The organism is Streptomyces sp. NPDC008317, from assembly GCF_042955955.1.
GTDB lineage: Bacteria > Actinomycetota > Actinomycetes > Streptomycetales > Streptomycetaceae > Actinacidiphila.
On the sequence record NZ_JBIBFQ010000006.1, the window covers coordinates 333,688 to 352,244 of the forward strand.

The 18,557-nt window shown below is 71.4% G+C and carries 18 protein-coding genes; 7 read left to right on the forward strand and 11 right to left on the reverse strand.

The annotated features are described in order from the left end of the window. Window positions 1-28 precede the first annotated feature (28 nt). Both ACFY9V_RS21650 and ACFY9V_RS21655 read left to right on the forward strand, forming a co-directional pair. Complete coding sequence (locus ACFY9V_RS21650) at window positions 29-607, forward strand: sigma-70 family RNA polymerase sigma factor (RefSeq protein ID WP_391162449.1); 579 nt, start codon at window positions 29-31, stop codon at window positions 605-607. After that, a complete protein-coding gene (locus tag ACFY9V_RS21655) occupies window positions 604-1,953 on the forward strand; it encodes a maleylpyruvate isomerase N-terminal domain-containing protein (protein WP_391162451.1) in 1,350 nt (449 codons plus the stop codon). The genes ACFY9V_RS21650 and ACFY9V_RS21655 overlap by 4 nt, the downstream gene beginning before the upstream one ends. A gap of 127 nt (window positions 1,954-2,080) precedes the next feature. On the opposite strand, the gene purU is transcribed toward ACFY9V_RS21655, so the two are convergent. Both purU and ACFY9V_RS21665 read right to left on the reverse strand, forming a co-directional pair. Beyond that, window positions 2,081-2,956, reverse strand: coding sequence for a formyltetrahydrofolate deformylase (gene purU, locus ACFY9V_RS21660; RefSeq protein WP_188279924.1), 876 nt, complete (start codon window positions 2,954-2,956; stop codon window positions 2,081-2,083). 151 nt (window positions 2,957-3,107) lie between these two features. Beyond that, the gene (locus tag ACFY9V_RS21665) at window positions 3,108-3,554 is read right to left on the reverse strand and encodes a hypothetical protein (protein WP_355337548.1); all 447 of its coding nucleotides are present in this window, start codon (window positions 3,552-3,554) and stop codon (window positions 3,108-3,110) included. A gap of 160 nt (window positions 3,555-3,714) precedes the next feature. Between ACFY9V_RS21665 and ACFY9V_RS21670 the strand changes: the two genes are divergently transcribed. Beyond that, window positions 3,715-4,977 carry an ABC transporter substrate-binding protein gene (locus ACFY9V_RS21670; RefSeq protein ID WP_391162452.1) on the forward strand — a complete coding sequence of 421 codons (1,263 nt, stop codon included), beginning with the start codon at window positions 3,715-3,717 and terminating at the stop codon, window positions 4,975-4,977. 51 nt (window positions 4,978-5,028) lie between these two features. Here the strand turns inward: ACFY9V_RS21670 and ACFY9V_RS21675 are convergent, their stop codons facing one another. From ACFY9V_RS21675 to ACFY9V_RS21685, 3 genes are all read right to left on the reverse strand, one after another. After that, entirely contained in the window at window positions 5,029-6,213 is a 1,185-nt protein-coding gene (locus ACFY9V_RS21675; protein ID WP_391162453.1) for a serine hydrolase, read from the reverse strand. Window positions 6,214-6,421: 208 nt separating this feature from the next. Further along, entirely contained in the window at window positions 6,422-7,924 is a 1,503-nt protein-coding gene (locus tag ACFY9V_RS21680; protein ID WP_391162454.1) for a hypothetical protein, read from the reverse strand. 235 nt (window positions 7,925-8,159) lie between these two features. Next, entirely contained in the window at window positions 8,160-9,539 is a 1,380-nt protein-coding gene (locus ACFY9V_RS21685; protein WP_188279929.1) for a transcriptional regulator, read from the reverse strand. A gap of 258 nt (window positions 9,540-9,797) precedes the next feature. Between ACFY9V_RS21685 and ACFY9V_RS21690 the strand changes: the two genes are divergently transcribed. The 3 genes from ACFY9V_RS21690 (at window position 9,798) to ACFY9V_RS21700 (ending at window position 13,156) form a co-directional block, all read left to right on the forward strand. After that, window positions 9,798-10,454: a bifunctional DNA primase/polymerase gene (locus ACFY9V_RS21690; protein ID WP_391043148.1), complete on the forward strand. Its 657-nt coding sequence runs from the start codon at window positions 9,798-9,800 to the stop codon at window positions 10,452-10,454. A gap of 141 nt (window positions 10,455-10,595) precedes the next feature. Further along, window positions 10,596-11,477: an ATP-binding cassette domain-containing protein gene (locus ACFY9V_RS21695; protein ID WP_391043145.1), complete on the forward strand. Its 882-nt coding sequence runs from the start codon at window positions 10,596-10,598 to the stop codon at window positions 11,475-11,477. Beyond that, on the forward strand, window positions 11,477-13,156 hold the full coding sequence (locus ACFY9V_RS21700; RefSeq protein ID WP_391162455.1) for a transporter: 1,680 nt from the start codon (window positions 11,477-11,479) through the stop codon (window positions 13,154-13,156). The genes ACFY9V_RS21695 and ACFY9V_RS21700 overlap by 1 nt, the downstream gene beginning before the upstream one ends. Here the strand turns inward: ACFY9V_RS21700 and ACFY9V_RS21705 are convergent. Continuing rightward, window positions 13,095-14,474 (reverse strand): MFS transporter, encoded by a 1,380-nt coding sequence (locus ACFY9V_RS21705; RefSeq protein WP_391162456.1) that lies wholly within the window; start codon window positions 14,472-14,474, stop codon window positions 13,095-13,097. The two genes, ACFY9V_RS21700 and ACFY9V_RS21705, sit on opposite strands and share 62 nt — an antisense overlap. 194 nt (window positions 14,475-14,668) lie before the next feature. On the opposite strand from ACFY9V_RS21705, the gene ACFY9V_RS21710 reads away from it, so the two are divergent. Next, complete coding sequence (locus ACFY9V_RS21710) at window positions 14,669-15,307, forward strand: ABATE domain-containing protein (RefSeq protein ID WP_391162457.1); 639 nt, start codon at window positions 14,669-14,671, stop codon at window positions 15,305-15,307. A gap of 9 nt (window positions 15,308-15,316) precedes the next feature. Here the strand turns inward: ACFY9V_RS21710 and ACFY9V_RS21715 are convergent, their stop codons facing one another. Genes ACFY9V_RS21715 through ACFY9V_RS21735 form a run of 5 tightly spaced genes read right to left on the reverse strand, consistent with a single transcriptional unit; the run spans window position 15,317 to window position 18,542 of the window. Next, window positions 15,317-15,922, reverse strand: coding sequence for a hypothetical protein (locus ACFY9V_RS21715; protein WP_355337526.1), 606 nt, complete (start codon window positions 15,920-15,922; stop codon window positions 15,317-15,319). After that, entirely contained in the window at window positions 15,919-16,554 is a 636-nt protein-coding gene (locus ACFY9V_RS21720; protein WP_391162458.1) for a hypothetical protein, read from the reverse strand. The genes ACFY9V_RS21715 and ACFY9V_RS21720 overlap by 4 nt, the downstream gene beginning before the upstream one ends. Further along, the gene (locus ACFY9V_RS21725; protein ID WP_391162459.1) at window positions 16,551-16,946 is read right to left on the reverse strand and encodes a hypothetical protein; all 396 of its coding nucleotides are present in this window, start codon (window positions 16,944-16,946) and stop codon (window positions 16,551-16,553) included. The genes ACFY9V_RS21720 and ACFY9V_RS21725 overlap by 4 nt, the downstream gene beginning before the upstream one ends. Before the next feature lie 28 nt (window positions 16,947-16,974). Next, a complete protein-coding gene (locus ACFY9V_RS21730; RefSeq protein WP_391162460.1) occupies window positions 16,975-18,261 on the reverse strand; it encodes a hypothetical protein in 1,287 nt (428 codons plus the stop codon). A gap of 5 nt (window positions 18,262-18,266) precedes the next feature. Then, window positions 18,267-18,542 carry a hypothetical protein gene (locus tag ACFY9V_RS21735; RefSeq protein ID WP_391162461.1) on the reverse strand — a complete coding sequence of 92 codons (276 nt, stop codon included), beginning with the start codon at window positions 18,540-18,542 and terminating at the stop codon, window positions 18,267-18,269. Window positions 18,543-18,557 lie beyond the last annotated feature (15 nt).

The window sequence follows — 18,557 nt, forward strand, 5'->3', positions numbered from 1 at the left end:
AGCAGGCGACGAGGCAAGGGGGCGGCAGATGGCGACACCCGCACCACCGCGCTGGGACCGCAAGATGCAGCAGCGGCTGGCGCGCGGTGAGGAAGCCGCACTCGGCGAGCTGTACGACCGGTACGCCTCACTTGTGCACGGCCTGGCCTATCGCGTGATGGACGACGACGACGCGGCCGACCTCATCACCCGCGAGGTGTTCGGCTACATCTGGGAAAATCCGGACGCCTACGACCCGAAGCACGGCTCGCTGCGGTCGTGGATAGCGACACTCACCCAGCGGCAGGCCGTGCACCGGCTGCGACAGCAGTCGAACCGGGGCCGTTCCACGCCGGACGAGGTGGAGGCCCGGGTACGCGAGGCCAACATGGCGGCCCGCGCCGACTTCATCGTCACCTCGATGCCCGCGCCGCTGCGCGCCGCCCTCGAACTGGCCTACCGGGAAAGGGTCGACTACCGCACCGCGGCGGCCGGGCTCGGGGTGAGCGAGGACGAGGCGCGCCGTCGGCTCCGGCTCGGGCTGCAACTGCTGTCCACGGCCATGGAACCGGGCGAGCAGGGCGACGACCACCCGCTGGATCCCCGGGGACAGCGAGGGCGACGATGAGCGGTCCCGCGTTCCGCAACGGCGACGGCCCGCACGGCGGGGACGACGGCGAGCCGCGCGTCCCGTACCAGCGCGAACAGCCCGAGACGCGGGAGACCGCGCACCGGCAGCCACCCGCGGAGTCGCACCAGCCGATGCCCCAACTGCCGCACTACGACCACCGCACCCTCAAGTCGCTGCTCGGCGCGTGGGCGTTGTCGGTGTGCTCGCAGGACGAGGCGCTGGCGGTCGAAGTGCATCTGACGGACTGCGCCACCTGTGCGGATGAGGCGCTGCGACTGCGGGACGCGGTGGGTCTGCTGCACCAGGAGGATTCGCTCGACCTCGATCCGCTGCTGCGGGCAAGGGTGTTGGAAGGCTGCCTCGGCCGTCGGCCGGCGCGTATCCCGGTGCCCGAGTGGGCCGGACCGTTCGACGCGGAGGCCGCCCGGCTGGACGCGCTGCTGCGCGACCTCGGCGACGGCTACTGGAAGGCACCGGTCGAGCTGAAGTGGCACGACGGCGAGCAGCGGTCGACGGAGTTCACGGTCGCGCAGGTCATCGGTCATCTCACCGCCGTGGACAGCCTGATCGCCAGGTCGCTCGGGCTGCCGCCGGACGGCGGCGACCCGTCGGCGGACCCGCCGCGTTCCGGGCTCGGCGGCCTGGGCCTGGGCATCGGAATGGGCATCGCCTCCCGCGCCCGGCTGCGCAACGCCCGCACTATGGGCGACTTCCCGCTCACCCCGGTCGAGCGCACCGCCGCGCACTGGGCGACGCACAGCATGCTGCCCGGAGCGACCGTGCGCTCCCTGTGGCGCGAGCAGAGCCACAGCCTGGTGCGTACGGTCTCCTTCGCGGGCGGCGGCGCGGGCGGGCTCGACGTCGACTACGGCTCGTTCGCGCTGCCGCTGGAAGACGCCTTCCTGGACCGGGCCTTCGAGTGCTGGATCCACGCGTCGGACATCGCCGAGGCCGTGGACTATCCGTACGATCCCCCGGCGCCGCGCAATCTCAACCGCATCATCGACCTCGCCGCGCGGCTGCTGCCCGAGGCGCTGGCGGACCGGCGCAGGGCCGGTCTGACCACCTCGCCGACGCATCTGGTGACGGCCGGTACGCCGGGCCGTTCGCTGCTGCTCGAAGTCGAGGGCAAGGGCGGCGGCCAGTGGTATCTGCCGCTGGACTCGCCCGGCGCCGTCGCGTCGGCGGAGGAGATGGTCGCCCATGTGGCGATGGACTGCGTCGAGTTCTGCCAGTTGGCGGCGGGTCACATCGAGCCGGAGCGGATCGCGGTCGGCCAGATCGGCGACCGCGACGTCATCCGTGACGTGCTCTTCGCCACGGCGTCCCTGTCCCGCCTCTGAGACGGACGCCTGTGCCCTGACGAGGGCCGGGCGAAGAGCCCGCTCGGACAGAGAGCTCAAGCGAAGAGCCCGGACAGAAGGCTCAGGCGAAGAGCTCGGACAGAAGGCTCAAGCAGAGAGCTTCCGCTCAGGCGAAGACGACCGTGCGGTGGCCGTTGAGCAGCACCCGGTGCTCGCTGTGCCACTTCACCGCGCGGGCCAGCGCCTGGCACTCCACATCGCGCCCGATGGCGACGAGCTGTTCCGGCGTGACCTCGTGGCCGACCCGCTCGACCTCCTGCTCGATGATCGGCCCCTCGTCGAGGTCGGCCGTCACATAGTGCGCGGTGGCGCCGATGAGCTTCACACCGCGGGCGTGCGCCTGGTGGTAGGGCTTGGCGCCCTTGAAGCTCGGCAGGAAGGAGTGGTGGATGTTGATGATCTGACCGGACAGCTCACGGCACAGGTTGTCGGAGATCACCTGCATGTAGCGCGCGAGCACGACGAGTTCGACGCCCTCCTTGCGCACGATCTCCAGCAGCCGCGCCTCGGCCTCGGCCTTGGTGTCCCTGGTGACCGGCACATGGTGGAAGGGAACGCCGTAGGAACCCACAAGTTCCTGGAAGTCGGTGTGGTTGGAGACCACGGCGGCGATCTCGACCGGCAGCGCGCCGATGCTGGTGCGGAAGAGCAGGTCGTTGAGGCAGTGCCCGAACTTGCTGACCATGAGCACGACCCGCATGCGCTCGTCGGACGGGTGGATCCGCCAGTCCATGTGGTACGCCTCGGCGATCGCCGCGAAGCTGGCGCGCAGCTTGTCCACGGTCACCGCCTGCTCGGCCGAGAAGTGCACCCGCATGAAGAACAGGCCGGTGTCCTGGTCGCCGAACTGCTGGCTGTCGACGATGTTGCAACCGGTCATGAAGAGATAGCTGGAGACCGCGTGCACGATGCCCTGTTTGTCCGGGCAGGACAGGGTGAGGACGTACTGCGGGTCTGGCTGCGGCGGCTGCTGTTCGGTCACGCCGTCAGCCTCGCACAAACCGACCCCTTCAGGTCGGACTGTCCGTCAAGCGGAACCCACGGATATCGCGCGCCAGGTGGCGCGGGGAAAAACAGGTGCCACCGGAAAACACGCACCAGGTGCGGCCCGGGGACGTATGAACATCCAACGGTCACGCCGATCGTATGTAGATCGCCAGCACCTCCAGCGAGCGCGGCGGCGTGTCCGGGTCGTCGCCGTCGGCGGCGGACATCCGTACGTGGGCGTCGCGGGCGGCGCGGACCGCCTCCGGCCAGGCGTGGTGGTCGAGATAGGCGGCGACAGGTGCGTCGGCGCCCACCTGGTGCAGGATTTTGAGGACGCGCAGCACGGCGACGTCGACGAGCGCGGCCTCCTGCGAGTCGCGGAAGATCGTGCCCACGTACTTCTCGGCGGACCAGTTGTCGAGCCAGGTGTCCTCGACGAGCCGGTACACGGCGTCCGTGACGTCCCCGTATCCCTCGCGGCCGGTCTGCCAGACCTCCCGCTGGAACACCGGGTCGCTGATCATGTGCAGCGCGGAGCGCACATTGCTGCGCCAGCGCCACCAGGGCATGTCATTGAGCGGCATGCCCCCCATCGTGGAGGAGTGACGGCCGCGACGGGAAGACTTCTCCGAACCTTGCACAATGGCGCATCGTACGTTCTCCACCGACGCCACCCGTAATTCACCTGATAGTGACCGTCCGTTCGCTTGTGGTCACCCCGGCGTTGGGCGCGGGCCGGAATCTTCGCATGACATGAGGGAACGGCGTATCCGCAGGGTCCGCACGGCTGTCGTCGCGCTGCTGACCACAAGTGCGCTGCTCAGCGGGTGCGGTGTGCTTCCCGGGGGTTCGGGCGGCTCCACGGGACCGCTCGTCGTGATGACGTGGGCGCCGGTCGACACGAAATCAACCAATATGCCGGGAATGCTCGCCATGGCGCAGGCATTCGAGAAGTACACCAACGAGCAGGGCGGTCTCAACGGCCGCAAATTGAAGGTGCTGACCTGCAACGAACGCCATGACGCGGTCGCCGTCACGGACTGCGCGCAGCAGGCGGCGAAGGCGGGCGCGGTCGCGGTTGTCGGTTCCTACAGCGAAGAGGGCGGCAGTTTCACCACCGCCCTGGAGTCGAACGGCATCCCGTACATCGGCGGCTACGGCATCACCGCCGACGAGTTCCAGAGCCTGCTGTCGTACCCGGTCAACGGCGGTCTGCCCGCGCTGCTGGCGGGCAGCGGACGGCAGTTGGCGGACCTGTGCAAGAAGGTCAATCTGGTGCGGCCCGACACGATCACCGGTGACCAGTTCCCGATCTTCCTCGACCAGGGGCTCAAGAGCGGCGGCCGGCCGCCCGCGCGCGACATGCTCACGGCCGACGACTCCAACGACTACACCGACATCGCCACCGCCGCGGTCGGCAACAACAAGCCCTCCACCTGTGTCTCCGCGGTGCTCGGCGACCGCACCAGCACCTTCTTCGACTCCCTGCGCCGGGTCGGCGAGGAGCAGCCGAAAGTGCGGCTGTCCTCGGTGCTCGGCAGCGTGCAGCAGTCGGTGGTGGACTCGACCGGCGGCGCGGGCAGCCCGCTGGAGAACGCGTACGTGACCGGCTGGTACCCGCCCGCGTCCGACGCCAAGTGGGCCGAGATGAAGTCGGTGGTGAAGAAGTACGCGTTCGGCGACGACCGGATCGACGTCGCCGACCCCGGGGTGCAGACCACCTGGGTCGCGTACACCGTCTTCGCCAAGGTGGTGCGGGAGATGGACGAGAAGGTCAGCGTGAACGCGGACAATCTGCACCGCGCGATGGACACCACGACCCACCTGTCGACCGGCGGCCTCACCCCGGATCTCGGCTGGACGCAGGCCGATCTGCTGGGCATCCCGAGCCACTCCCGGATGGTGAACTCCAAGGTCACTTATCAGGTGGTACGCGACGGGCGGCTCGTGCTGGCGCGGCCGGGCTTCGTGGACCTGACCAAGACGCTCCGGCAGAACTCGTCCGCGCAGAACTGAGCGCCCCCGAGCGGCCCGTACGACCCGTAGCGCACCGTCCAGGACGCGCCCTCACACCCCCGCCGCGTACCGCCAGAAGTCCCGCATCACCTGGGGCGGCGTAGGGCCGGTCATCGAGCGCTGCGTGAAGAGAATGCTGACAGCGCCGGTCGACGGCGTGATGTGCGCCGTGGTGCCGCTGCCGCCGACCCAGCCGTAGCGGCCGAGGACGTTCCAGGGGTCGGTCTCCGCGACGTCCACCGAGCCGCCGAAGCCCCATCCTTGGCCTTCGAGGAACAGCTCGCTCGCGTCGCGCTGGGACCGCGTCAGGTGGTCGGTGGCCATCATCCGCACCGACCGCGCGGACAGCAGCCTGCGGCCGTCCACGGTCCCCTCGGCGAGCAGCATGCGGGCGAAGGCGAACCAGTCGTCGACGGTCGAGACGAGGCCGCCCGCGCCCGAGGTGAAACCGGGCGCCTTGGTCCACTCCTCGCCCGGCGGGTCCGACAGTTCGATACCGCCGTCCGCGCCCGTCCCGTAGGCGCTGGTCAGCCGGTCGAGCGCGGTCGCGGCCACGGTGAAGCCGGTGTCGGCCATGCCGAGCGGTTCGAAGATCCGCTCGGCGAGGAACTCGGCGAAGGAGCGGCCCGAGACCCGGGCGATCAACGCGCCCTGGATGTCCGAGCCGGTGTTGTACAGCCAGGCGTCTCCCGGCTGGTGGAGCATCGGGATACGGGCCAGCGCCGCCAGCCAGTCGTCGGGGCCCGCGAAGCCCGACAGCCGCGGCGGACCCTGCTTCAGCTCGGTGAACAGCGGTTGCAGGGCGGGGAGTGAGAAGTCGCTGGGCATGCCGTGCCCGGCCCTGAAGGTGAGCACGTCGGCCACGGTGACCGGCCGGGCGGCCGGGACCACGTCGTCGACCGGGGCGTCCGGGGTGCGGACGACGACCGGCGCGGCCAGTTCCGGCAGCCAGGTGGCGACGGGGTCGTCCAGCGCGATCCGGCCGTCGTCGACGAGCATCATCACGGCGGCGGCGGTGATCGGTTTGCTGACGGAGGCGATCCGGAAGATCGCGTCCCTGGCCATCGGCACGGCGCCCTCAAGGTGCGCGGAACCGACCGCTGCGACCTCCACCCGGTCGCCGCGCGCCACCAGACCCACCGCACCCGGAATCGTGCCGTTGTCGATGTACGGCTCCAGGACGCCGCGCAGGCCCGCCGCCGGATCGGTCGTGGAACTGTTCGTGGGATGCGTCATCGGTCCACCTCTCGCATGGTGCGGTCGAGAGGAAGACTCCCGCGTCGGCGCGGATTCATCGGTCGGGCGCGGACGTGTCGGGTCCGTCACCGTCCGTCCGCATACGCACGCATATAAGCGCACGGGAGCGCGCGGGAGCGCACAGGCGCGCAAGGAACCGCGCGGTGACGCGTATACGCCCGTGGCCCCGTCCACCAACGGCCCCGGCTCAGAGCTGGCTGTACTGCCGCTCGGTGAGCCCGTACTGCTTCGCTATGGCGTTCCACAGCCGGACCGCGCGCTTCTTCTGCTCGGTGGCGGTGCCGCTCTCGCGGTTGCCGTCCTGGGCCTCGCCGGTGCTGCGGGCGTGGCCGCCCTTGCAGACGCTGTGGTTGTGCGCGGCCTGGTCGGCCCAGTTCGCGTAGTGGCCGTCCGCGGCGGCCGACGCCTGCCACGCCTTGGTGAGGGCTTCGGTCAGGTCGGCGTGGTTGGGCAGCTTGTCCACCGACAGGCCGCCGAGCTGGGTGACCAGGCCGGTGCGCTGGGTGGCGGCGGACCGCAGGTCGGCGGCGGCGGGGCCGAGATTCTTGCAGTTCTTGATCGACTCGACCGCGCTCACCACGGAGCTGCGGCTGTTGCCGCTGGTCTTCAGCAGCGCGTCGAGGCCCTGCGCCTGCTGCTTGACGGCATCGTCGGCCGCGGAATCGGTGCTGCCGCTCGCGGACGTGCTCGGCGCGGAGGACGCCGGGGTGCCGCTCTTCGACGCGGTGTTGTCGGTCTTGGCGTCGCCGCCCTTGTTCAACAGCCCGCCGACCACGAGGCCCGCGACCACACACCCGGCGACGACGATGCCGATCACCATGAGGGGCGACAGCCTGCGGCGCGGACCGTCGTCCTGACCGTGCCCGCCGTCGTAGCCGTAACCAGGGTCGTACGGCTGCTGCGGGGGCTGGCCCATGCCGCCCTGCTGCTGCCCGTACTGCTTCTGTTGCTGTTGCTGGGACGGCGGCTGGATGATCCGCTGGCGCAGCGGTTCCGGGCCGGGCACGTCGCTGCGGAACAGGTGGTCGTAGTCGCTGTCGTGCTGCGGCCCCGTCTGGGGCTGCTCCTCGTACCCGCCGCCCTGGCCCTGACCCTGACCTTGGCCCTGACCCTGGCCCTGACCTTGGTCGTACGACTGCTGGCCGTACTGCTGCTGGCCGCCGTACGACTGCTGCTGGTCGTACCCCTGCTGCCCGTAGCCGTCGTAAGGCTGCTCATAGGACTGCTCGTACGACTGCTGCGGGGGCGGGGACTGCGGGCCGCCGTACTGCGGCTGCTGTTCCTGCTGGTCGCGGTCCTGGAAGATCGACAGCGGCAGCGCCTGGGTGGCGTCGGCGGCCTGCTGCTGCGGGGCCGCGGGCGGTGCCTGCGGCGGTACGGGCGGCAGCGGCGGTACCGGGCCCGGCCCCTGGCTCGCGGCGGCCATCGGCATGCCGGGGTCGCCGCCGGGGTACGGGGGCAGCATCTGCGTGGCGTCGGCCACCGGGACGGCGGGCGGCGGCATGCTCCCGGGATACGGCGGCAGCATCTGGGTGGCGTCGGCGGGCTCGGGCAGCGGGGCGGGCTCGCCCCAGGGGGAGCCGCCGGCCGGCTGCACATGTTCCCCGTAGGGCGGCTGCTGCCGCCCCGCGGGCACCACGACGCCCCGGTACGCCTCAGGCGTCTCCTCGCCGCGTCCGTCGGTGTGCATCGCCGCTGACTCCCGCCTATGCCCTGTCGTCCGTTGCCGGATCCTTCCGAACCATCCGCCAACGCTACCGGGTTAACCGGACCATCAACCACGTACCCGAACGAGTGAACGTCATGACACACCGAGAGGGCGGAAGTACCGGGCGTACCGGGCCCGTTCCCGCAAGGTCTCTCCAGCGCTTTGGCCACCGCGCGGGGACGCGGTGTCGGTCGCGTAACGATTCGGTGATGGTCCGCTATGCGGCGTCCTGTTCCTCCAGACGGGCGCCGAACTCGCGGACCACGGGCTCGGCCGCGTAGGGCTCCAGGCGGCGGCGGAAGTCGTCCAGGTACTCCGCGCCGCGGTTGGAGCGCAGACCGGACAGAAGGGTGACGGCGCGGGTGCCCGTGTTGCATGCCTCTTCCAGTTCGCGCTGCTGCACCTGGGCGTCGGCGAGCAGCAGCATGTCGATGGCACGGCGCCTGGTGCGCGATTCGGGGTGCGCGGCGAGCGCTTCCTCCGCGCGGCGCGCGGCGGGCGCGGCCTGGCCGAGGTCGCGGTGACAGTGCGCCAGTTCGTCGGCGAGGTAGGCGTGGTCGAAGTGGGCGATCCAGGGCGGGTCGTCGTCGGGCCGGGAGTGTTCCATGGACTCGACCGCGAGGTTGGCCACGGTGGCGAAGGTGCGGGCGTCGCCGAGCAGCGCGTGGCCGCGGGCCTCCGCGGCGTAGAACATCGCCTCCGCCGTGGGTGTCACCTGGCCGCGGGCGCCTTCCTGTGCCGCGCGGGCGAGTTGGGCGATCTCGCGCGGGTTGCCGAGCGAGGCGGCGAGGTGGCTCATGCTGGCCGCGAGGATGTAGCCGCCGTAGCCGCGGTCGCCCGCCGCCTGGGCCAGGCGCAGCGCCTGGATGTAGTAGCGCTGGGCGAGTCCGGGCTGTCCGGTGTCGACGGCCATGTAGCCCGCCAGTTCGGTCAACCGCGCGACGGCGCCGAAGAGTTCCCTGCCGACCTGGTCGCGGTAGGTGCCCGCGAGTAACCCGGACACCACGCTGTTGAGGTAATGGACGACGACCGGGCGGACGTGTCCGCTGCCGAAGCGGTGGTCCAGGTCGGTGAGCGCCTGCGTCGTCGCCTTGACGGCCTCGACGTCCGACATGCCCACCCTGGCACCGCCGTTGCGGGCGACGCCCTGGTCGGGGCGGGTGATCAGCCAGTCGCGGCTGGGCTCGACGAGGGCGGAGGCGGCGACCGTGGAGCCGGTGAGGAAGTCGCGGCGGCCGACATCGCTGCGCCACAGCTCGCAGACCTGCTCGATCGCGCCGAGGACGGTCGGCGCGAAGTGCAGACCTATGCCGGTGGCCAGGTTCTTGCCGTTGGCCATGCCGATCTCGTCGATGGACACGGCGCGTCCCAGCTTGCGGCCGATCGCCTCGGCGATGATGGCCGGGGCCCGGCCGCGCGGCTGCTGACCCCGCAGCCAGCGGGCCACGGACGTCTTGTCGTACCGCAGGTCGAGGCCGTGTTCGGCGCCGCACATGTTGACCCTGCGGGCGAGCCCGGCGTTGGAGCAGCCGGCCTCCTGGATAAGTGCCTGAAGCCGTTCGTTCGGTTGCCGAGCCACGAGCGGTCGTGCGGCCATCAATTCCCCCACTTCGACGATGCGTACCTCGTCCTGGTGACAGGTGCCCATCTCATCACCGAAAAATGCCCTGTTAGAGCGGCATTTCGTGTCGTTTTCGCCTTTAGCGGAACGAGCGGAACGACACGCGGACCCCAAGTGACTACCCGAATACGGGCCCGGATCGCGCACGCGCCCCCGGGCGTGCACCAGTGCGCCCGCCATGAGCCGAGGGGCCGGCCCCCGTAACTCACGCTGACGAGGGAAGTTGTGCAGCGCGTGGAAGACACCATCGGAGCACCGCGGCAGCTCACCGCCCAACTTCTCGACACGGCCGTCCGATACGCGCAGGAGCGGCACTGGGACGTGCTCCCCGGCTCCTGGATCGAGGACGACACGGGCGGCCCCGCGCTGTGCTCCTGCGCGTCTCCCACCTGCCCTGCTCCCGGCGCCCACCCGACCCGGCCCGACTGGGCGGCGCACGCCAGCGGCAGCGCCGACGCGGTACGGCGCATGTGGGGCAAGCAGCCGCGCGCCTCGGTCCTGTTGCCGACGGGCCGTACGTTCGACGCGGTCGACGTGCCGGAGGTGGCGGGGTGCCTGGCGCTGGCCAGGATGGAGCGGATGGATCTGCCGCTGGGCCCGGTGATCTGCACGCCCGACCGCAGGCTGGTCTTCTTCGTCCTGCCCGGCGCCACCGTCAAGGTGCCCGATCTGCTGCGGAAGCTGGGCTGGGCGCCCGGCTCGCTCGACCTGCGGGTGCGCGGCGAGGGCGACTGGATCGCCGCGCCGCCGACGCGGACGGGGCCGGGCGCCTCGGTGCAGTGGGCGCGGCAGCCGACCGCCCTGAACCGGTGGCTGCCGGACGTCGAGGAGCTGCTGAGCCCGCTGGCGTACGCGTGCGGGCGGGAGTTGGCGGCGGCGAGGGGCCGCTGACCCCTGCGCGGAGGCTCACATTCCCGAGCCCTTCGGTCACTGTCAGTGGTCGCGTCTAGGGTTGTCGGACGTAGACCTTCGCGCGTCGTCCGACCAGCGGCGCGCCGGGGGCAGGGGCGCGAGACGGGGAGAGGTGCCGCCATGTCGGAGCCGCAGAGGTCGCAGGGGGAGCAGGAGTCGCAGCGGAAGCTGACGCCGTACCGGCCGGTGCCGTACGGGAGGACCGCCGAGGAGGTGTCCGAGGCGGCCGGAGACACCGATCCGGTCGCTGTGCGTGTGCGCGGGCTGTGGAAGCGGTTCGGTGAGCAAGTGGCCGTGGCCGGGATCGATCTGGAGCTGCCCGCGGGCCGCTTCATCGGCCTGGTGGGGCCGAACGGGGCGGGGAAGACGACCTCGCTGTCCATGATCACCGGCCTGCTGCGGCCGGACGACGGCAGTGTGCGGATCGTGGGCCACGACGTGTGGACGGACCCGGTCGGCGTGAAGTCCAGGATCGGCGTGCTGCCGGAGGGTCTGCGGCTGTTCGAGCGGCTGTCGGGGCGTGAACTGCTCGGTTACACGGGTCGGTTGCGCGGTCTGCCGGGCGCCGAGGTCGACAAGCGCGCCGGTCAGCTCCTCGACGTCCTGGACCTGTCGGCCGCGCAGAACAAGCTGGTCGTCGACTACTCCACCGGTATGCGGAAGAAGATCGGCCTGGCCGCCGCCCTGCTGCACAATCCCGAAGTCCTCTTCCTCGACGAGCCGTTCGAGGGCGTCGACCCGGTGTCCGCGCAGGTCATCCGCGGTGTGCTGGAGCGTTATACGGAGTCGGGCGGCACGGTCGTCTTCTCCTCGCACGTGATGGAGCTGGTGGAGAGCCTGTGCGACTGGGTCGCGGTCATGGCCGCGGGCAAGATCGTGGCGCGCGGCCCGCTCGCCGAGGTGCGCGGCACCGCTCCCTCGCTCCAGGACGCCTTCTTGTCGCTGGTGGGCGCCGACCGGCGCGACGGGCAGGCGCTCGACTGGCTGAGCGGCGGCAAGTGATGACCACCTCGGCCACCGCCCCGCTCGCCGCTCCCGCGCCGCCGCCCCCGCCCGGTCGCGGTTCCTCGCTCACGCCGGTCTTCGTACGGCTCAAGCTCACCCTCTTCCGCAACGGCCTGCGCCGGTCCACCGGCCGCACGGTCGGCTGGTCCCTCGGCGTCGCCTTCGCGATGCTGTACGCGCTCGGCATGGGCGCCGGAATGGTCGCGCTGCGGAACAACCACTACGCACCGTCCGCCGCCGTCACCGTGACCGTCGTCCTGGTCGTGGGCTGGGCGATCATGCCGCTGTTCTTCTTCGGCGGCGACGACACGCTCGACCCGACCCGGCTGGCGATGCTGCCGCTACGGCCGCGCCCCCTGATAACGGCGCTGTTGGTGTCGTCGCTGATCGGCGTCGGTCCGCTCTTCACACTGCTGGTGTCGACCGGTGCGGTCGTCGCGGTCGCGCACGGCGGGGCCGCGTGGGTCGTCGCGGTCGTGGCCGTGGCCCTGACGCTGCTGCTGTGCGTGGCGCTGTCGCGGGCGGTGGCCGCCGCCAACACCCGGCTGCTGACCAGCCGCAAGGGCCGCGACCTGGCCCTGCTCAGCGGTCTGTTCGTGGCGGTGGGTGCCCAGCTCGTCAACCTCGGCGTCAACTCGCTGTCGTCCGACGGCGGTCTGCACCGGGCGACCTCGGTGGCGTCCGTACTGCGCTGGATTCCGCCCGCGCCCGCCGTGGACGCGGTGCGTTCGACGGCGCGCGGGTCGTACGGCCTGGCCGTCGTGCAACTGGCCCTCACCGTCGCCGTGCTGGCGCTGGTCCTGCGCTGGTGGCACGCCAGCCTGCACCGGCTGATGGTCTCGCCCGACGCGTCCACGCTCCAGGCGGCGCCGGAGCGCGAGGGGTCGAAGGCGCGGGGCGGGGCGGCGGCGGGCCCTTCGCTGCCGGCCCGGCTGCTGCCCGGACGGCTGGTGGGCGGCCGGACGGCCACGGTGATGGAGCGGCAGTTCCGGTACCTGTGGCGCGACCCGAGGTCGAAGGCGGCGTGGGCGACAGGGCTGGCCGTCGGGCTGCTGCTGCCGCTGGTCGCGGTGGTGCAGCACGGCACCGTCTACCAGTGCCTGTGGGCGGCGGGGCTGCTCGGCATGCAGATGTACAACCAGTTCGGCATGGACGGCTCCGCCTTCTGGACGGTGTCGGCGACGATCACCACCCGCAGGGACGCGGCGCTCGAACTGCGCGGCCGGGCCCTGACGTTGGCCGCCATCGCCGTGCCGTACGTCACCGTCGTCACCACCGGCGCGGCGCTGCTGCTCCACCGGGTGTCGGCGCTGCCCGAGACGCTGGGGCTGTCCTTCGCCTTCCTGGGCGCGCTCATCGCGACCGGCAGTTACGCGAGCGTCCGCTACCCGTACGCGCTCCCGCAGGACAACCCGTTCGCCAACGCGGCGCCCGGCCAGGGCGGTCTCGTCGCGCTGAACGTCGTCGGCGGCACCTTCAGCGGCGCGGCCCTGTCGCTACCGGTGATCGCGCTGACCCTCGCCCTCCACTTCAACGATCTCCATTCGCTGCTGTGGGTGGTGCTCCCGGTGGGCGCGCTGTACGGGCTCGCGGTCGCGGCGGTCTCGCTGCGGTTCACCGCTCCGCGGCTGCTCGATCGTCTTCCGGAGATCCTGGGGGTGGTGGCGAAGGCGTGACGGACGGGGCCGGTGGCAGGTGGTCGTTGAGGGCGGTGCCGTCCTTGCCTGCCCGGCCTGTGCTGCCGTCCTTGCCTGCCCGGACTGTGCTGCTTTTCCTGTCGGCGGTGCCGGCCGTGTCGATGCCGTCCGCTCGGTCGGCGCGGCGCCGCGGGCCGCGCCATTCCGCGATCCAGTAGAGCAGCGCGAGGGCGGGCAGGGCGGCGCCGAGCAGGGCCACCGAGGTCCAGCCACCGGCGTGGTAGGCGTAGGAACCAGCCTGTGATCCGACCGCGCCGCCGACGAAGAAGGTGGCCATGAAGGCGCTGTTGAGCCGGGACCTGGCCTGGCCGTCGAGCCGGTAGATCACCTGCTGGCCGAGGATCAGGGTCGTCTGCACGGCCATGTCGAGGAGCACCGCGGCGGCACCGAGCGCGATGACGCTGTGCCGTCCCACCCCGGCGAGGCCGAAGGCCAGGGCCGCGGTGACGAAGGCGACGGCCGTCATCGGCCGGACCAGGCCGCGGTCGGCCCAGCGTCCGGCGAGCGGTGCCACCAGTGCGCCGCCCGCGCCCGCGAGCGCGAAGAGGCCGACCTGCCACTGGCTGTAGTTGAAGGGATCGCTGGTCAGAACGAAGGAGATGGTGGTCCAGAAGACGCTGAAGGCGCCGAACATCGCGGCCTGGTACAGCGCCCTGCGCCGCAGCGCCGGATGGACGCGCAGCAGGCGGGCGGTGGAGCGCAGCAGCAGCCCGTACGACAGCGTGGCGGCGTCGGCTCCGGGAGCGCGGCGCGGCAGGGACCTGCGCAGTACCAGGGTCAGTACGGTCATCAGCCCGGCCGAGGTCAGGTAGACGACCCGCCAACTGGTCGCGTCCGCCAGCAGGCTGCCGAAGGTACGGGACAGCAGGATGCCGGTCAGCAGGCCGCTCATCACCTGCCCGACGACCTTGCCGCGGCTCTCGTCCGGCGCGAGGTCGGCGGCGAAGGGCACGAGGATCTGGGCGACGACGAGCGTCGTGCCGACGATCAGCAGGGCGGCGAGCAGGACGGCGAAGCCCGGTGCGAGACCGGCCAGCACCAGACCGGCGATGGTGAGGGCGAGCAGGACGGTGGCGAGGCGGCGCTTCTCGATGACGTCGCCGAGCGGGACGATGAGCAGCAGGCCGGCGGCGTAACCGAGTTGGGAGACGGTGACGAGGCTGCCCGCGGCGACCGCGCCGATCCCGAACGCCTGGCGCAGCTCGCTGAGCAGCGGCTGCGCGTAGTAGAGGTTGGCGACGGTCAGGCCGCAGGCCACGGCGAGCAGGACGATGAGGCGGCGGGGCGGGCCCGGCACGGGGACCGGTGTGGCGCCGACTGCGTGTCCGGGCCCTGCGGCGGCGGGTCCGGACGCGGGTATGTGCACGGGTTCGGGCCCTGGGGACGGTGCGTCGGACGACGGCTGGGACATCGATACCTCGTCGAAGTGGAAACCGGTTTAACCAGTTCCGAAGGTACCAGTTAAACCGGTTCCCCGGTAGAGTGGCCCGTATGACCGCGAACGGCATCGACGCCTACGCCCCGGCCCTGGACGGCGGCCGTACTCAGCCGCGTTTCCGCGAGGGCGCCGGGCGGCTGTGCCTCGACTACCTGCGGACACTGCGCTACCGGGGCACGCCCGCGGTCACCGAGGAGCTGGCCGATCCGGAGGCGCTGATCGCCTGGGTACGGCAGTGCGGCCCCTGCTCCGACGTACCCGCCACCCCGCCCACACCCGCCCGGCTGCGCGAGGCCCGCGCCTTGCGCGAGGCGGTCCACGCGCTGGTCAGCGCCGCCATGGCCCCCGGCAGGGAACCCGGCGCGGCCCCCGGCTCCGGCCTCGGCGACACCGCCCGCGCCCGGCTCAACCGCGCCGCCGCCCACGCCGTCCCCGCCCCCCGCCTCGCCCCCTCCGGCGACCTCCAGTGGCACGCGGACGACCCCCTCACCGCGACCCTCGCCCTGATCGCCCGCGACGCCCTCGACCTCGCCGCCACCCCCGAACTGCTGCCGCGCCTGCGCCCCTGCGCCTCTCCGACCTGCGGCGCCGTCTTCCTCGACCAGTCCCGTCCGGGGACGCGGCGCTGGTGCTCCATGGACGTGTGCGGCAACCAGGCCAAGAAGACGGCGCTACGAGCGCGGAGCGCGTAGCCGGTGACGTCAGGGGCCGAAGTGCAGGGCCCGCGCGAAGGCGTCGATGTCGTCCATCGCCCGGAGCACCCGACCCGGATCGGGCGCCGCCGTCATCACCAGCACGTCCGCACCGTGCTCGGGCACGCGCCACGCGTAGCGGAGGCCGATGGTGATGCCGTTGTCGTCCGGGTCGACGAAGTAGCGCATCACGCGGATGCCGGTGCCCAAGTGCTCACTGCCGAAGTCCTCGACGATCGGCGGCTCCACGGCGTACTCCGCGTCCGCGTGGGTGAGCTCCCGCAATTCGCCGGGCAGTTCGCCCTCGATGTCGAACTCCGCCCAGTACACGGCCAGCGGATTCCCGCGCGGGCCGTCCAGGTGGAAGTGCAGCCCGTACCCCGGATAGACGCGCGGATACCGCTCCATCCCGTACGTCAGCGCCTCGGCCAACTCCCGTACCTCGCCGGGGCCCGGCGTCAAGGCGCTGTCCTCCCAGTGCGCCTCGGCCATCACCCGCGCGTACGCGGCGGCGTCCGGGAACTCCCCCTCGCTCCCCGGCACCGGCCACCGCGGCGGCACCCACACCCACCGCGAACCGTCCACCCGCCGGGCGTCCAGCCGGCTCCCGCTCACGCGTAGCTCCAACGGAACGTCGTCATCAGCGCGTCGAACAACTCGGCCAGCGCCCTGGTGAATTCGCTGCCCGGATCCCCGTCCCCCACCGTCGAGAACGCCACCGCGAGCCACCGCCCCGCGCCCTGCCTCGGCACGGGGACGACGTAGTCGACATGCCGCGCATACGTCTCCACCGGTTCGCTCTCGCGGAGGGCCGGCGGCTCCACGTACTCCCACCGCACGCCCAACGTCCCCGCGACCTCCCGCACTTCCCCCGGCGCCCCGCCCCGCTCCTCCCCCACCAGCCGCCCCAACACGGCCTCCGCCCCCGTCTCCTCCCCCGCCCACTCCCCCGCCACCTCGGCGACCACGAACGACGCCCCCACCACCAGCCCCGCCCGCGCCTTCACCGGCACATACAGATCCAGCCCACCCCCCGCCCTCGCCTCCCGCGCCATCCCCTCCACCCTCCGGCGCACCTCCGCCCGAAACGCCATCCCCTCATCCCTCGGCACCCCCGCCGGAATCCGCTCGATCCCCCGAAACACCTTCTCGTCCAACGCCGTCGCGGTGCCCGCGCGCAGAGGGATCCGGGCCCAGCCCGGGGGCAGCACGAGGGTGTACCCGACGGGGGTGGCCTCTGCGGTCACGGGGCCGCCTCCGCCGGGGGTTTGCGGCGAAGCCGCACTTTGGCAAGCCAGGCGGTGGCTGGAGCCAGCAAGGGGATGGGCGCGAGGTAGACGATGCCGGTCGACGCGACCGCCAAGGCGTTGAACATGGCTCCGAGCCAGATATAGGCGAGCACGCCGGAGGCCCAGCCGCGAATGCGGAACAGGCCGAACATGCCGCACCACACGAATAGTTGTCCGGTAGCCGACAGCGACAACGTCTCGACGGTGAAGGTGAACCTGCTCGGGCGAAGTAGCGGCGCTGTGACGGCTAACAGGCCAAGCCCAGCAAACGGCACCACGCCTCCAGTCCGAATCAACCTGTCGCTACGTGCCAGGACAGGATCGCCATTCGCGTTGCTCACGTAGAACACGTGGACCTCGTCATCCCGCGCGGCACAGTCACCATGCCGAGCCAACCTCTCTCGTATACCGATCCTTGAAGGCTCCGTACGGACCGTAGTCCGGCTTCTCCGGCAGGGCGTCGCTGTCACCAACGGCTTTATCCGCACCGTCCACGGCGGTGGCCGCAATCCACGTCCCCTGGAACGTGCCCTTGTAGCCCTCAGCCCCCTGGCTGGCCCGCTGCACAGCGGCACTCTCCGGATACGCGGCCCGCATCCGGACCACGTCTTTGTAGAGATTCGCCGTCTCGCGGTCGCCTCCGACAAGCACCGCCTCTCGTTGGGAAGCCTCAGCCATCGGGGTGGCAGCCTCCTCCACGGCCGCGTTGCGACCGGCCCGCTCGGCTGCGGCTTTGGCGATGTTGCGGACGTGGCGGGCCCTGGCACGCGCCGCTGCTGTGGAGCCGCGACGGTTGACGGTGGCGGACGAGCGGTCGAGAACGGACCGGGAGGCCCGCGTGGCGGTGACGGCGGCCCGCTCGTCGGCAGCGGCTTGAGCCGCGAGCTTCGTCGCGGCACGTACGTCTTTGAGACCGTTCAGGGCGGCGCCCCCGATGCCCATCGTCAGCAGGCCGAAGATGTCCATGCCGACGTCAAGCCAGGAGCAGTCGCCTGCGGCGGCGAGGGCGATGTGTCCCGCTAGGACGCCGACCGCGAGCCAGACGGCGAGACCTGCGATCCAACCGGCGGGAGTGGTGAAGATCGCGACGATCGCGATGACGGTGGCGACCCAGCTCATCACATCCGCGACAAGCGAAATCGCCCCCTTCACCCCGTCAATCTCGTTCTTGCGCCGCTCCCACCAACTGTCCTTGATCTTGTCGTTGATCTCGTGCCGGATGCGCGCCGCGTAGTGCGACGCCCGCTCGTCGCGGTGGGCCTCGACCCTGGTCAGGGAGCGGCGGTACTTGGCGAGCGGGTCGTCACCCGAGGCAGATTCGGTGTCCTCAGGGGGAGCCGCCTCGGCGTCGGCGCGCGCGCCTCGCAGGATGCGGTCGGCGTCGGACTGGATGGACTCCAATTCGGCGGCCCAGGCGGTGAGATGGCCGTGGACGCGTTCGTAGCGGCCGGCGGTCTCGCGGAGGTGGACTTCCAGTTCGCGGGCTTCGTCGCGCAGTTTGGTGGCGTAGCGGCCCTTGAGGTCGGCGGCCTCGGCTCTGAGCATGCCCGCGAGGTGCTTCATGTGGGCGACCTCGTCGCGGATGGACTCGGGGTCGCCGGGGGTGGGATCGGTGTCGGTGAGGGGGTGCCAGTCGCGCGGGCGCGGCCTGGTGGTCGTCGCCACGGGGGTCAGCCGCTCTTGGCGAGGTGTTCGTCGGTCTGCTTGAACGTCTCGCGGGCCGCGCCAACGAGTCCGCCGACGGACTCGATGCCGCCGACGAGCTTCTTGCGGTACCACGCCCAGTTGTTGACGAACGCGTCCATCGCGCCCGCTACCGCGCCCGACCCCCAGATGTGGTGCAGGTCGTCCCGATGAGCCTTGATGCTCTCGAACTCGAAGTGCAGCTTCGTCAACAGCCGCTCCGAATCGGCGAGCACCTGATCCGTCACCTTGAGGTCCGCCATCCTCGTACCCCGACC

Coding starts and splice junctions, on each gene's coding strand:
- ACFY9V_RS21695 (WP_391043145.1), top strand. CDS start 10,596: ATGTCGGAGCCGCAGAGGTCGCAGGGGGAGCAGGAGTCGCAGCGGAAG.
- ACFY9V_RS21700 (WP_391162455.1), top strand. CDS start 11,477: ATGACCACCTCGGCCACCGCCCCGCTCGCCGCTCCCGCGCCGCCGCCC.
- ACFY9V_RS21655 (WP_391162451.1), top strand. CDS start 604: ATGAGCGGTCCCGCGTTCCGCAACGGCGACGGCCCGCACGGCGGGGAC.
- ACFY9V_RS21665 (WP_355337548.1), bottom strand. CDS start 3,554: ATGGGGGGCATGCCGCTCAATGACATGCCCTGGTGGCGCTGGCGCAGC.
- ACFY9V_RS21680 (WP_391162454.1), bottom strand. CDS start 7,924: ATGCACACCGACGGACGCGGCGAGGAGACGCCTGAGGCGTACCGGGGC.
- ACFY9V_RS21735 (WP_391162461.1), bottom strand. CDS start 18,542: ATGGCGGACCTCAAGGTGACGGATCAGGTGCTCGCCGATTCGGAGCGG.
- ACFY9V_RS21675 (WP_391162453.1), bottom strand. CDS start 6,213: ATGACGCATCCCACGAACAGTTCCACGACCGATCCGGCGGCGGGCCTG.
- ACFY9V_RS21685 (WP_188279929.1), bottom strand. CDS start 9,539: ATGGCCGCACGACCGCTCGTGGCTCGGCAACCGAACGAACGGCTTCAG.
- ACFY9V_RS21650 (WP_391162449.1), top strand. CDS start 29: ATGGCGACACCCGCACCACCGCGCTGGGACCGCAAGATGCAGCAGCGG.
- ACFY9V_RS21670 (WP_391162452.1), top strand. CDS start 3,715: ATGAGGGAACGGCGTATCCGCAGGGTCCGCACGGCTGTCGTCGCGCTG.
- ACFY9V_RS21710 (WP_391162457.1), top strand. CDS start 14,669: ATGACCGCGAACGGCATCGACGCCTACGCCCCGGCCCTGGACGGCGGC.